This window comes from Hyphomicrobium sp. LHD-15 (genome assembly GCF_031157355.1).
Taxonomy (GTDB): Bacteria; Pseudomonadota; Alphaproteobacteria; order Rhizobiales; family Hyphomicrobiaceae; genus Hyphomicrobium_C.
Genome location: NZ_JAVIFT010000002.1, coordinates 931,218 through 944,670, shown reverse-complemented (window position 1 = coordinate 944,670; position 13,453 = coordinate 931,218). Strand labels below are relative to the sequence as shown.

Genomic DNA, 13,453 nt, shown 5'->3' with positions numbered 1-13,453 from the left:
GCCGGCACCGAGCGAACGGACGAACGCACGAACGGGCGAGCGCCCGAACTCACGAACGGAAGAACGGAACAGCGCCGATGCGGGCGAGCGGTGCAGTATCTCAATTTAAACAGCGTGCAACGGAGACGTTCGGACGAACGCACGAACGCCCCCGATGGATAGGCGGGAGCGATTGGTGTCGGTGCCGCGCGCTTCCGATTACCGTTGTCCCGTCTGGCGAAGAGGCGCGTGGAATGGGTTAGGAGCCGCGACCCCAGCGAATATGGGATCGAGCAGGTAGCTTGCACGCTTCAGTACTTTTGTCGCGCCGCCATCGAAGATGAGCTGCTGCATGTCCGTCAAATCGTCCTTCGGTAAGGCGTCGCCAAGATAGGAGCGAAGCGAAGCCTTCGAAGGAGGGGACTTCGCTCCGAAGTATTGCTGGACGCTACAGTTGTTGACGATGGACTCCCATTCGTTCGGATATGTTGCTTTGATCTGCGAAAGATCCTGCCAAAACGTCCAGACGCGCACCCCGTACGACCGCATGAGCGTGAGAGCCACTTTGAGTTCAGAAAGCGGACCCAATTGGGCCGCTTCATCGAGCAGGAACAAGGTGGGTTGAGGGGGAGCACGCCTGCGCCTTGAAATGGCGGCAAGCATGACGCCAACCCACAGGCGCAGAAGCTTTGCGTGGGTAATGAGTTTTTCAGGCGGCAAGATGATATAGATGGTCTGCATAGCGCCTGCCGTGATGTCATCCAAGGTGATGGTGCTATCGGTGAGGCAGGTGTGGACCGCAGGTGAGCGCAAGAAACCCATGTGGGCTTGAGCTGTGGCCATGATGCTTGCGCGGGTGCGCTCGCTAGAGAATTCCGCTGTTGTGATGACGTTCCTGACGCTAATGCACTTCGGCTTGGGTGCTTCACTGCCGCGCGGCAAGAGGGGGTTTTCCGGGAGATCGTTGATTGGCGCGCCTCTAATCGCTTCCTGCACGTCCTTCAATGTCGGTTGCCGCTTCATGACCCGGAACAGCTCGCAAATCACCGCCACGATCATTGCGGTCGCGCGTTCATCCCAGAACGGGTCGGCTAAGGTGGAGTTGTCCTGCATGCAGAGCTTCGCGACGACGGCCGCATTGTCTTGAAAATCGTCGGCGTTCGGGTCGATCAGGTCTAAGGGATTAAGGGTGTCTCCCCGCCTATCCCCCACTATGCGGAACGGGTCGAGCCGGTGGACGAGATGGCCCATAGCCCGTCGCCGCCTTGCCGTGACGGCGTAGTTTTCGCCCTTTGGATCGATAACGATGGCCGGGCCCTGCCAAGTCAGTAGGGCAGGGATGGCACACGAAACACCCTTGCCTGCGCCTGTGGGAGCGATCGTTATGAGGTGCCCCTCGCGCGACGTGTCCCAGATTGGTGTTGCGCTTGCTGTTTCTTCGGACCAGCCGAGAAGGAGTCCATTCGGTAGGTTATTTGTACGCGACATGAGAGATGCCATGGCCTGCAGCCTCGAATGCGATGAGATGTGCGGACAAAGGGTTGTTCGTGGCTGTGGCGGAAGCTTGCCTTTATCGAAGCCAAGCGATTTCTTTTTCGGACGTGGGTATACAGTTGAGGCGCCGCCGCAACATTGGCCGGCTAACGGGGAGGGGTCGTCTCCTCGAGACCAGCAAGGAGCTGTTGGGCAAACTCGGCGCTGCCTAGCGCATCCCCAAGCTTGCTGGCTTGATCGTGTCGCATCACTGGCAAGTTTTCGCCGGTGAAGATGTTCGATAGTGCAGCCCTAGAGAGACCTATGGCCTTGGCTGCCGAACTGTCACTCAGACCGTGCTTGCGCCAAGCGGCCCGCGCACGTTCCCATACCGCAAGCCTGTTTCGTCCGCTGATTCGATAGAACGACCAAGCCTCATTCTCCTGTTCCGTCAAAGGGCGAACCAAGTCGGAGACGGGCAGGGCCAATCGATCGGCGAGAAACTTAACATCACTTTCGCTGAGGCCCGAACGACCCTGGACGAGATCGCTGGCATACGAACGGTCGGTGGTTATGCCGGCACGGGTGAGGGCGGTGGTTCGGTTATTGGTTCGGTGGAGGTGATAGGCGACGCGCGCCGCTAGTTCCTCTGGGTCTTGCCCATCGCGCAACAAGGGCCACAAGAGGGAGATCGAGGTCGCTTTCCTTCGTAACGACACTTTCGATCGGGGGCCAGAAGAGGGCAACCTGCGTGCATACAGTTTGCTCAAATACGTCATGATGCGACCGCATCATCTGTAAGAACTCCCACCACGGCTGCGTGCCTCGCGCGTTGTTGCAGCGGGAGCAAGCGGCAACGAGGTTCGCTCCACCCTGCTTTCCTCCTTGCGATTTCGGCGTGAGGTGCTCCCGCGTAACGTTGGTTGTTGCTGGCTGCCCAGAACCGGGAAGCGACATGCCGTGATCGCAGTAGAAGCAACGGCCATCGAACTTTTTCAGGAGAGCCAGCCGTTGTCTGGTCCCCTTGCGAACCTTCTTCACGCACACAGTCCTCCCGATCACGGCGCTAAGGATCGAAATGAAAATGGTTCGATAAATGTCGGGGGGAGAGTGTTCGACAGAAATCTCAGACGAGGGGATACAGCTGTGGCCGGACTGACACGGGGAGATAAGTTGGGAGCGAGGAAGAGAAGGGGCCGCAAAATCGACTAATCGGACTTGCAAGACTGAGCCGACCGCCCAATACTCTCGACAATGACGGATGAAGGCTTGCCCTTTCAGCTCCTTGCGACCCAAGCGGTCGATGCCGTCGTGGCCACCTCATCAGAGCCATCTCTTGCAGCACTTGCGACTGAAGGTGACCTTCGATCGGCCGTGATAGCAGCCGTCGAGCTTCTGCTGCTTGACCTTAACAAGCCGATCGGTCAGCAGGGGCGGATGGCCGTAGCTCGCATGGTGCTCCGGCATCTATCGACGACCGGGCTTCTCTCGCCGCGAGACGTCACCCGATTTGCCGTTCGGAATTCTGAGACGCTAGCCGAGACGCTACGTGCGCAGCCTCATTTAATCGCTTCTGAGACGGATCTCTCCCATTTCCTGAAATAGAGGCAGCGAAATTACCGCTGCACGCAAATCTGCGGCGCGCCGGTCACGGGGTTGAAGCGGATGGTGCCAAGCGTGCCGGGCGTACAGGCTTCATTGCCTGTTCCGGCGACCTGCACCGTTCCACTGATAATTGCGCTGCCCGAGACAGTCAGGGTTGCGCTTGGGGTTGTTGTGCCGATGCCGATAAGGCCATCGTTGGAGATTCTCAGTTTCTCGGAAAGAGTGCTTGTTGCCCCGCTCCGTGTTGAGAAACGCAAACTTGCACCGTTATTAACGTCAGCGTTGGACTGAATTTGCGAGTATGTGGTGGCCCCTCCCAGATTGAAAAGCAAGTTCGCGCCAGTGCCGATGCCAGCTCCGGCATTGGCAAGAATTAAGTTGTCAAAAACGGTGCCCGCAGTCGAGCCTCTAATCTCAAGCTTGCTGCCTGGCGCACTCGTCCCAACCCCCACATTTCCATTCGTCCCCACATAAAGGCTCGGCGTAGTGGTCTGCGCGCTGGTGGAGACAATGAAACTGCCGGAGACTTGGAGGGTGGCGGCGGGCGTTGTGGTGGCTATGCCGACGTTACCGTCTGGGTTCAAAACAAGCTGACCGTTATTCGCGCCGCCGCCCGCACTGAATGTTTCAAGGTACATTTGGCCAGGTACATATGAGGCTGCGGCGCCTTTCTGCAGAACTCTTAGCCTCGCAGCGCTTTGGAAAATTGTTGCCGGACCGTTTGGTCCTTTGAACTCGAGCAAACCTATTGCATCGCCATCTGCCAGTGCGGTTAACGCGCCCATGGAAGAGCCTTTGCTCCGCATTAGGTTGAGTTGTGAATAGTAATTTTGGCCTGCGGTATTGTTATATGCGGTGATATCGAGAGTCGGCCTTACTCCACCGCCGGCTTGTGCCAGTGACAGCAGGCCTGAAGGGAAGCTTGTACCCAGACCCACATACCCATTCTCGCCAACCACAATCCGCTGCGAGCCAGCGGTGGAGATGGTCACGCTGCGGTCTTGAGTGGCGATGACGTTGGTGGTGCCCGAGGTGATGCGGTCACTCTGCCCAACGCCGGTCAGCAGAGAGCCGTCGCCGATAAATTTGTTGGCGGAGAGGTTACCCGTAACGGAGATGTCGCCAGCTGTCGTAAGGGAAGGGGCGTAGGACGGGCATCCGATATCGGTGACGCGCAAGCCCTCACCGACGCACAGCCGCCCAGCGTTATTGCCGAGCGTGCTCGAGATGACAGCGATGTTGCCCCAGTCCTGCGCTTGGGCCGACGCCGCGACGGCGGCGCAGGCCATCGTCATCGCAAAGCGCAGCGCACGGGCGTTCATGCACGCATGTTAGGACGCGTCTACGTATACAGTTAGTGCAGTCGCCCACTTCCTACGCAGGTGTGTGGCATCGACGCCTAGGCGGCATCCTCTTCCGGGTTGATCAAATCTTCCGCGTTGTTTCGACCACGGACCTGGTCATTGAATTTCAGCGCCAATCCGATGGAGTGATGGGCACCTTCGGTTAGGGGACCCAGCTGCTGCAGCTGTTCCACCAGAAAATCAGACCGGTCGAAGCTGCCCGAGTATTTCAGCTCTCTTGCTAGGGTGTCGCCCAACGCAACGCGGGTTTGAGGGTTCTCCCTAAGGTTCGCAATCACCAGACCGACGGTACGCGGGACGTTTTGCGGGTTCCAAGGAATGCCCTGGATCTCGCCGACAAAACCGCCGGGGTCTTCACCTCCTCTGACGGGCAACACCAACACTCCGCGACCCAATGCGTACCCCACCTCTTGGCCACACCAGGGGCTTTGTGCAAAGCCCGCACTATGAAACGACAGCAACGCATCCATGGAACTGAGGGCAGTGGTGAGCTCACGATGCCAAAGCTGTCCAGGCGCTATGTGCTCGTGGGCAAGAAACGGCACGATGCCATACCGCTTCAGGGCTTCGGTGAGCGGGAGGAGTTGTTGAACAGACTGTGCGATGTGGCTTACGAAGAGGCGAAAGCCTAGGCCCCAAATGCGGTGTCGCTCTCGGCGCAGGTCGAAGAAATCCTGCAATTCCGCCATTTGCTGGTCATTGACGAGGGCAAGGCGTGCCCGAAAGCGTTGGTCACGCGGGCCCTCGAGTTCATCGATATCGAAGGCATCCAACACGCTGTTGCCCGCCCAGTATCGATCCCAATGTCTGAGTGCGTTCTCGACCTCGAGCCGTTGCGCTGCGGTCGGCATATGAACCTCCAAGCCGTAAGTTATCCGAGCGTTACGTGACCCGTCGGCACCGGAAAAGCGAAGATGGCGCGGGGGCTAGGTGAAGCAGTGGATAGCAGGTGCCCAGGCCTCGACATTCTCCTCTCAGCCGTATAGAACAAATCAAGAACATATGTTGAGCGTGGAGGTGATATTGGCGACATTACAGGAGCTTAGAGGGTGGGAGCAGCAGGCCAAGAGCTATTGGCTGGATGCATTGATGGTCGTGGACGAGATGCTTGGCATGCACGCCGACGACCCGGATCGCGGATGCCTCGAAGCCTTGCGGGACGCTCAAGACGAAGCGCTCCAAGCCGGTCGCAAGGTGCGTGCGCTGCAGGAACGAATAGCCGTCCTTGAAGGTCCGTTCGGTGAGTTCAGCCGGCGCCGCGGCGTTAGTTGGCCAACCGAACGTCCGTTCGCAACCGGCTTGTAGAGAATTCCGGAACGGGGCTTTCAAGTTGGGCGTATCAACCGTTCCGCAGAGCCGGCGTGCCAGGCACGTCGGCTCCAATCCGGTGTCTCACTTCCCTTTCAAGGAATCCTCATCCAGAAAAAACGGAACGTAGGGGAGCCTCGGAACTTCCAATTGCACGCCTTCGATAGGTTCGCCGGATGCAAGGTGTTGCTCACATATCAGCGCAATAAGTTCGCTAAAGAGATCCTTGATTTTTCGAGAAACGGCGATGGTGTCGTCAAATACCGCTGCAAGCTCGCTCGCAAGGATGTCATCGCTGGCCGGCCCTGCGGATTGCGCGATAGCCCTCGTGATCACCATCTCCGCCGCGTAGTAGAATGTGTTCCCACTAAGATCAGACAGATAAAAGGTCCAAGGCTCGGTCTCGCCAAGGTCCTGGAATGCAGCCTCGATAACATCGTCATCCGGCGTGTGAAAAGCGAACTGGTTTCGTATGCCGGAAATCCTGTTCTCTCTTCCGAAATATCTGCGAAGCCAGGCAAGGTCATCCTGAGCTTTCGATGTGAGCCGCGGGAGATAGGTCTGCGGAAGCCCGGCGACACTTTGAAATCGAGTGCTGAATAGCCGCCACGTCTCGTTGAGTTTGCCGATCAGCAACCGCAATACGATCAGAGTTTGAGCGGCCTCAACGTGGTCAACGAATTTTTCGGGCGGAGTCCCCGCGCTCGTCATGAGGATCAACTTCTCGAGCACGTTGATTTCATTGGAAGCGTGGGCGACTAGAATCAGCAAAGTGCGCTCGCGGTCGGGCATAGCCGCCAGCTGCGCCTTCGACATTCGGAATGGGAATACCTCGATCGTTGACATCACACTTGGGGCCGCTTCTTGCCAGCAGCCTTAGGAGGCTTCTTACTGTCCTGACCTCTCAACGCTCTGTCGATCGTTTTCCCCGTCGACTGCGCGAGAACGCGAACGGGGTCATCGGTGAGATGTGCGTAGCGTGCGGTTGTCTGGGGAAGCATGTGACCCAGGTGCCGGCCGAGGACCGGCAGCGAACCACCTGCAGCAATCGCTAGTGATGCCCAGGTATGCCGCAGGTCATGCATTCGCAGGCCATCCAAACGGGCGAGTCCGCAAACAATCTGGAACGGCTTGTGGAGGTTGATCAGGTGCCGCCGATGGCGATTGCCGACGATGACGTATGGGTTGCGTTCAAATCTCGGCAGAGCTTTGAGGACGACGATTGCCGCGTCGTTGAGCACGATGGGCTTCTTGCCGGTTTTCGAGTCCGGAAGCAGGAGCAGCTTGCGCTCGAAGTCCACGAATGACCATTCGAGGGTAAGGATTTCGCTCAGGCGTGCGCCGGTCAGAACGAGCAGCCGGATTGCGGCGAGGGCAAATGGCCCCACGAGGTCGCGGTCGGCCGCTTCATCCAGCGCCTTGCCTAGACGGCGGATCTCTTCGAGCTGCAGGAAGCGCTCGCGCTTGTTCTCCTTGTACCGCTGGACGCGGCGGCAGGGGTTCGTGCCTTCTGCGCGGTAGCCTTGGTCCTCGGCCCAGGTCATGAGTTTCGACAGCACGGACAGCGCGTGGTTGGCCGCCCGTGGCTTGGCTTTCCACCGGGCGTGAGCTTCGCTGATATCAGCCCGCGTGATAGAATCCAGTGAGAGGCGACCGAATGCCGGCAGCAGGTAGTTGTTCACCAGCGACCGATATTCCTGGAGGGTGCTGTCTTTGATTTTTGTACCGTGGTTCTCGAGGAACTGCTCGGCGACGGCCGAGAAGGTCTGCGTCGTCTCCAACGGTGGTTTGTCAGCCACTAATGGATCGGCGAGGATTTGAAGCGCGCGTTTGCGGGCTGTGTCCGGTGTCCAGGGCTGCCCATGCCGGCCGATGGTGAACCACCGGATGCGGCCCTTCACTCGCGTTTTGAGCATGTAGCTGACGTCGGATCTCTGGCGCCGGATGCAGAAACCTTTCAGATCAGCATCCCAAACGATGGAGTTCACGGGCAGCGCGTTTACGGCTGCAAGGCCGATACGCTTGCGGTTTGTCGAGGGTTTTTGCATGTGGTCGCTAGCCAGTCTACGGAAGAAATTGAGGGCACGTTCTAGCGACCAATTAGCGACCACAACCGTGAAACTAGCAAGGTGTCGGTGAGGCGATGTGAAGGCGTAAGTTTCTGATATTGCATACTGCTGATGGCTAGTGATAGACGCTCAGGGCGGTCCGCATGAGACTCTGACTCTGCCTGTCTAGGTTCGAATCCTAGTCCCCCAGCCAACAATCTCATTGATATTGTTGTGTTTCGCGTCTCTCGCGACGACGCGAAATCGTGTCAACATGTCCGCGGGTTAGCCGGCCCTGGACCGAATGCCTGCCCAACAGAGACGCGGTCTTGGCGAAAATCGCGCGTAACCGGCCCGTCCGTCTCCGACGGCTACTTTTCGCCTGACCACTTGTAGATCCTCTGGGCGCGAAGTGGCTCCCAAAACTGACCGAACTCACGAAGCCCAGGCCCTATATCCTGATGGCACGTCTGTTCCGCCGAGCAAGCGGACTTGTGGACGGCAGTCTTGACACTCGGACCAGATGTCGGAACCATTTCTGCTATTGGCTTCGAAGCGGCTGTCTGCATCAATCAGTGATGGATCGTCTAGGCTCTGAGAATTTTCACGAGCATATCATCCAGCGTCGTGTAGGCCTTACTTAGCTCGCGCTCGTTAGCGCTGCTAAGCCTGTCGCCTCCGGGTGGAAGTTTGCCGAACCCGTGGAGCGAATACGCTCCGGCTCGTTCAAGCTTGCTCTTTATCTCGTTCAGCATTGCCGTCTGTGCGCCGGGCGCCAGGATTTGTTTGTATTCTTTGATGAGCCGCTTCAGCCGTTTGATATGCGCTGCGTGAATCACTGATATGCCTACAATCTTGCTCACTTGAGCCCCAGCCTCTTCGCCCAGCACAGCCTTAACCAGCACAAGATGCGCACGCACCTGACCGCTTCTCTCGTCGGCGCGTATTGCAAGCTCCTCCATTGTCTGCACTAAGTGCTCTGCCTCTGCGATTGTGAGCGGGTCATCATACAGGCGTAGCTCAACCTGTTTCCTCACATCGCGCATGTACGCATCAACGTCGACAATCAACCTATCAGCGAGAGTTACCTTACGCCGATACTCTTCCTGCGCCCGCCATGCCCTCAAGGCTCTCGCTGCAAAGTATGCAGCAAAGACTGTCCCCAGAGCTTGCAACCAGTTCGGGATGCCGTCCTTCAACAGCTCCAACGCGTCAGTGCCGATATCAACACCCGACAAGACCGCCACGAACACGCCAAGGCAGTAAACGAGCCAAACGCCGACAATTAGGCCTAGGATTTTGAGATCGTTGTCGTTCACGTCCACATCGCCCGTCTTGCGTCGACTGCGCTCTTGCACGCCGCACTGCGTTGCAGCCCTTCGGGCTTCCATCACTGGCGCAAGTTGCCGCTCCGCGAGCCCAGTCGCTGAACACTACAGAACAGGATTTACCGCTGCCAGCAGGCCTCTACCAAAGGGAATGACTGCTCGTCCAGGCTCACGACGCCGATCTCCTGCATGTGCTAACGAAAGCGCGGATTGCGCGCCAACAGACCCACGCGCAGACGAGGCGGTGCCGCAGGATTGGTGTTGCAACTCACGAGCGATCCGTAGTGGGTTGCGGCTTGGGGACAAGTGCATCGGCTAAAGCCATTGATTCAGCGTCATCGCGCATGGAGGACGATCGCGCCGAGTAAAATTGGCTGGAAAAAAGGTGTCGAACAGGGTAGTCACAAGCGCATCAGGTTATAGGGAGATACGGTCGCCGCACAGAATGTTGAGACCCAATTGCAGGGAAATACGGCGCCGCTCGACAATCCATTTGGGGGACGCGCCGTGCCCGATAAAAGTTGGCCCCGAGGCGCCGTTTGGCGCAAGTGGGACATTCATGTTCATAGCCCTGCCTCCGATGGCTTCAAGGGCGACTATAATCAGTTCATCATCCAACTCGGAAATGCCGACTGCGACGTAATCGGTATCAACGACTATTTTTCGGTCGCGGGTTACCGTGAAGTCGTTCGTCGTCTTTCTGATCCGGCCGGCGACACCGAAGGTAACGCGGCCTATCGCGACGCGCTCGAAAAGTTGAGATCAAAGGCGCTGCTCCCGGTCGTGGAGTGCCGCATGACCAATGTGCTTATGAACAAGCACGGGAAGTCCGGACAGCGTCTGAACTTTCATCTCATCTTCGATCCGGAGTTGTCGCCGGAGGACATCGAGAATTTCCTAAAGACGCAACAGGTGGACGGCAGCTCAATCGGTGGCCGCTATGCGGACAGCGCGTTCTTACTCAACAGCGTCCAGGTTGACTTCAACGACATCCTCAAGAGGCTGAAGGCGGATGGCAGCTTCCGTGACCGCTTTCTCGTCTGGTTGCCTTATGATGAGTATGGCGGCATCGATGGCATCGACCCAAAGACGGATCAGCTGCTCAAACTAAATCTGATCCGCGATGCGGACATGCTAGGCTCTTCCAACAAGAACCAGACGGACTTCTTTTTGTGGAAGCACCCGACATACACCGAACAGCAGTTCCGGGAATGGTTCGGCGTGAGGAAGCCCTGCGTGAAGGGCAGCGACTCGCACAATGTCAACGACGAGCTCGGACGGCTGAAAGATCATAAATCCCAACCGACCGATAAATACTGCTGGATCAAGGCCGATCCGACGTTCGCCGGGCTTCGTCAGATCCTGCACGAGCCGGAGGACCGGATCTTCATCGGAGCGTGTCCACCAAAGTTGGAGGAGGTGCGGAGCAACGCGACCCGCTTTATCGACCGGCTACAGATCACTCGTAGTACGGATGCCGACACGCCGGATAAGTGGTTCGCGTGCGATGTTCCGTTGAATGCGGACATGGTGGCCATCATCGGCAATAAAGGCAGCGGCAAGAGCGCCCTCGCAGATATTCTGGCGTTGGCGGGCAACACGCATTGCGATCCCGAGCACTTCTCTTTCCTTGTGAAAAACCGATTCTGCGAACGCAGCGGTAAACTCGCCAAGCAATTCGAGGTGCGGGCATTGTGGGCCGACGGCACGGAGACCACGCTTCGCTTGAACGCGAAGCCTGATCCCAACGGCGTCGAGCGCGTGCGCTACATACCGCAGACCTATCTCGAGAAAGTGTGCACCGAGACAGAGCCCGGGCAGCAGAGCGAATTCCAGGCTGAACTTCGCAAAGTCATCTTCTCGCACATCAATGAGGCCGATCGCCTGGGCAAGCACACGCTGGATGAGCTGATTGAATACAAGACCGAGGAGCTCAAAGGCCAGATCGCCAACGCGCGGCGGGAGATCTCGCGCGTAAACACGGATCTGGTTCGCTTAGAAGACAAGTCCACGCCCGACTATCGGGCGCGGATCGAGGCGCTGCTCGCGGAAAAGCAGCAGGAGCTCAAAGCTCACAAAGACATCGCGCCTACAAAGGTGGAGCAGCCGAGTGAAGTCGGCGCGGAGCAAAAGGTTGCTTTCGATGCGATCGCATTGAAGCTCGGCGAGGAGCGCGCCACCCTCAACCGGATCGACAGTGAGACGTCCGAGAAGCGAGAGCTACAGAAGACGCTCGCCGAAAAGATCGCGCTCGCCGGAAAGATCGAGGGTAAGATCGATACCTTCGGAAGCGAGTACGCGCGGCTCGGTCGCGAAACATCAGATGATCTGCAGCGCCTGGGCCTGGAGCTGGGTAAACTCGTTACCGTCATGATTGATAAGTCGATGTTGGTTGCCGCGCGCAAGAAACTTACGGAAGAGAAGACCACGGTCGACGCGGTGCTAGATGGCGGTGCGCCAGACAGCCTGCCTTCGCAGAAAACGGCGTGCCTCGAGCGGATCACGGCGCTGCAGGGCCAGCTCGATGCACCGAATAAACGGTTCCAGGAATACAACGAGGCTCTTCGGGCGTGGAACGAGAGGGCCGCGCTCATCGAGGGCTCGCCGGAGAAGGGCGATACGCTGAAGGGCTACGAGGCCCAACTTGCCTATCTACGGACCGGGCTGCCGGCAGATATCGACAAGCTGCGTTTGCAGCGCCGCGAGATCGCAAAGGGAATCCACCAAAGCATCGCCGCGATACGCGACGTCTACAAGGCGATGTTCGCCGCCGTGCAGGAGCTCATCAGCTCGAGTGTGGTCATCAAGGAGGGGTTCAAGCTCACGTTTGAGAGCAGCATCATCGTCCGGAATCTGGCAGGCGAGCTCTTCGACAAGTACATTTCAGCGAACGTGGGCGGCTCCTTCTACCGGAAGGAAAAGGGGACCGCGCTCGACGATATCGGCGGTGAATTCGACGTCAACACCGATGAAGAGGCACTCAGTTACATCGACAAGATCGTGTCGCACCTTGAACATGACATGCGGACGGCGCAGCAATCGCCTATGAGCATCGCAAGCCAACTGCGCAAGAATGTCGACGTGAAGGCGTTGTACGACTTCCTGTGGGGACTTGGGTATCTGGAGCCCGAATACTCACTCAAGCTCGACGGGAAAGAACTAAGCCATCTTTCTCCGGGCGAGCGCGGCACCCTGCTGCTCGTTTTCTATCTGCTGGTCGACAAGAGCCACAAGCCCATCATCGTGGACCAACCAGAAGAGAATCTGGACAGCCAGACCGTGTACAAACTGCTTATTCCGGTGATCAAGGACGTGAAGAAGCGGCGGCAAATAATCATGGTGACGCACAGCCCCAACATCGCCGTGGTGTGTGATGCCGAGCAAATCATCCACGCACATATTGATCGCGCGGCCGGCAATGAGGTGATCTACACGATGGGCGCGATCGAGTCCCCGGCGATCAACCGTTATCTGGTGGACGTGTTGGAAGGGACGCGGCCGGCCTTCGACAATCGCGAGGCGAAATACTTCGCCTCGTAAAGTTGAAACGTTTCGCCCGCCCGGCGTGACCTGCCGGCGGGCACCAGGAGAAATCAACTAACCATTCTGGAGAGCGGTGCGGGCGGGCCTTGCGGCCCTGCCAGCTGTCGCGCACGCGCTTGCCGCGGCTTCGGCATCATGTAGCACCGTGTTCCCTGAGTAGAAATTGTGCTCCGGCCGGTGCCAGGTGCGATGTCGATGTAGCGCGGCCCCGACGGAAAGGCACAAGCGCGTGTCCGCTCGAAGATGCAGCCACTGCCAAGCTTCTTGATCGCGAAGCCGTCGATCGCGTCGATCACGGCACTATCAACTTCGGTCCTCAGCGAACGCGTTCCGCACTCCGCCGATTGATTGCTGCGCAGGCGCACGGCGCAAATTTAAAGCGGCGGAAAGCCGTGGTTACTCGACAATAATGCAACCGCAGGACGCCAATCACCCTCCCTGCTTCAAGACGAACACGACTATTTCTACACGCCGAAAGGGTTTACCGCCTTTCCCATCACTCGCGACTCGGCTAAAGAGAGCTATTCTCCAAATTTTATTGGCGCTGCGGCTCGTAGATGATGGGCCATTCCACGCGCACTGATAGTGAGCGTTCCGAACAACGGTAAGGCCTCAATGGCGAGAATGCGTCGTTCGTCGTACGACGACCACCCCAACCAACTAAGTTTCGTCGGGCGGTTGACCGGAGGGAAAAGCGGCCGACGCGCCAGAAAACATGTCGCAGCCGAGAGTTCCGCCCCGCCACCGGCAATCCCGGTCGAGGCTAATTTGCAAGAAGAGCCCACCACCCTGCGACGCGCCATGT

General features: G+C 58.1%; 10 protein-coding genes. 2 read left to right on the top strand and 8 right to left on the bottom strand.

Annotated elements, in window-relative coordinates:
* Window positions 1–198 precede the first annotated feature (198 nt).
* From RCO24_RS10965 to RCO24_RS10950, 5 genes are all read right to left on the bottom strand, one after another.
* Window positions 199–1,467, bottom strand: a complete 1,269-nt coding sequence (locus tag RCO24_RS10965; protein WP_308962425.1) for a type IV secretory system conjugative DNA transfer family protein — start codon at window positions 1,465–1,467, stop codon at window positions 199–201.
* 588 nt (window positions 1,468–2,055) lie between these two features.
* Window positions 2,056–2,409: an HNH endonuclease gene (locus RCO24_RS19265; protein WP_374990953.1), complete on the bottom strand. Its 354-nt coding sequence runs from the start codon at window positions 2,407–2,409 to the stop codon at window positions 2,056–2,058.
* A 366-nt stretch (window positions 2,410–2,775) separates the two neighbouring features.
* Window positions 2,776–2,919: a hypothetical protein gene (locus RCO24_RS10960; RefSeq protein ID WP_308962002.1), complete on the bottom strand. Its 144-nt coding sequence runs from the start codon at window positions 2,917–2,919 to the stop codon at window positions 2,776–2,778.
* A gap of 149 nt (window positions 2,920–3,068) precedes the next feature.
* The gene (locus tag RCO24_RS10955) at window positions 3,069–4,379 is read right to left on the bottom strand and encodes a hypothetical protein (protein ID WP_308962000.1); all 1,311 of its coding nucleotides are present in this window, start codon (window positions 4,377–4,379) and stop codon (window positions 3,069–3,071) included.
* 77 nt (window positions 4,380–4,456) lie between these two features.
* Window positions 4,457–5,272: a toll/interleukin-1 receptor domain-containing protein gene (locus RCO24_RS10950; RefSeq protein WP_308961998.1), complete on the bottom strand. Its 816-nt coding sequence runs from the start codon at window positions 5,270–5,272 to the stop codon at window positions 4,457–4,459.
* A gap of 172 nt (window positions 5,273–5,444) precedes the next feature.
* On the opposite strand from RCO24_RS10950, the gene RCO24_RS10945 reads away from it, so the two are divergent.
* Window positions 5,445–5,726 (top strand): hypothetical protein, encoded by a 282-nt coding sequence (locus tag RCO24_RS10945; RefSeq protein WP_308961996.1) that lies wholly within the window; start codon window positions 5,445–5,447, stop codon window positions 5,724–5,726.
* A gap of 87 nt (window positions 5,727–5,813) precedes the next feature.
* Here RCO24_RS10945 and RCO24_RS10940 read toward each other — a convergent pair whose 3' ends face one another.
* The 3 genes from RCO24_RS10940 to RCO24_RS10930 form a co-directional block, all read right to left on the bottom strand.
* On the bottom strand, window positions 5,814–6,545 hold the full coding sequence (locus RCO24_RS10940; protein ID WP_308961994.1) for a hypothetical protein: 732 nt from the start codon (window positions 6,543–6,545) through the stop codon (window positions 5,814–5,816).
* A gap of 29 nt (window positions 6,546–6,574) precedes the next feature.
* A complete protein-coding gene (locus RCO24_RS10935; RefSeq protein WP_308961993.1) occupies window positions 6,575–7,777 on the bottom strand; it encodes a site-specific integrase in 1,203 nt (400 codons plus the stop codon).
* A gap of 587 nt (window positions 7,778–8,364) precedes the next feature.
* Window positions 8,365–9,096 (bottom strand): hypothetical protein, encoded by a 732-nt coding sequence (locus RCO24_RS10930; protein ID WP_308961992.1) that lies wholly within the window; start codon window positions 9,094–9,096, stop codon window positions 8,365–8,367.
* 516 nt (window positions 9,097–9,612) lie between these two features.
* Here RCO24_RS10930 and RCO24_RS10925 point away from each other — a divergent pair.
* A complete protein-coding gene (locus RCO24_RS10925) occupies window positions 9,613–12,645 on the top strand; it encodes a TrlF family AAA-like ATPase (protein WP_374990952.1) in 3,033 nt (1,010 codons plus the stop codon).
* Window positions 12,646–13,453: the final 808 nt, after the last annotated feature.

Bases quoted from the DNA above. Each gene is read 5' to 3' on its own strand.
- RCO24_RS10955 (WP_308962000.1), bottom strand. From the start codon at position 4,379: ATGAACGCCCGTGCGCTGCGCTTTGCGATGACGATGGCCTGCGCCGCC.
- RCO24_RS10950 (WP_308961998.1), bottom strand. From the start codon at position 5,272: ATGCCGACCGCAGCGCAACGGCTCGAGGTCGAGAACGCACTCAGACAT.
- RCO24_RS10965 (WP_308962425.1), bottom strand. From the start codon at position 1,467: ATGTCGCGTACAAATAACCTACCGAATGGACTCCTTCTCGGCTGGTCC.
- RCO24_RS10940 (WP_308961994.1), bottom strand. From the start codon at position 6,545: ATGTCGAAGGCGCAGCTGGCGGCTATGCCCGACCGCGAGCGCACTTTG.
- RCO24_RS19265 (WP_374990953.1), bottom strand. From the start codon at position 2,409: ATGTCGCTTCCCGGTTCTGGGCAGCCAGCAACAACCAACGTTACGCGG.
- RCO24_RS10935 (WP_308961993.1), bottom strand. From the start codon at position 7,777: ATGCAAAAACCCTCGACAAACCGCAAGCGTATCGGCCTTGCAGCCGTA.
- RCO24_RS10960 (WP_308962002.1), bottom strand. From the start codon at position 2,919: ATGCCGGAGCACCATGCGAGCTACGGCCATCCGCCCCTGCTGACCGAT.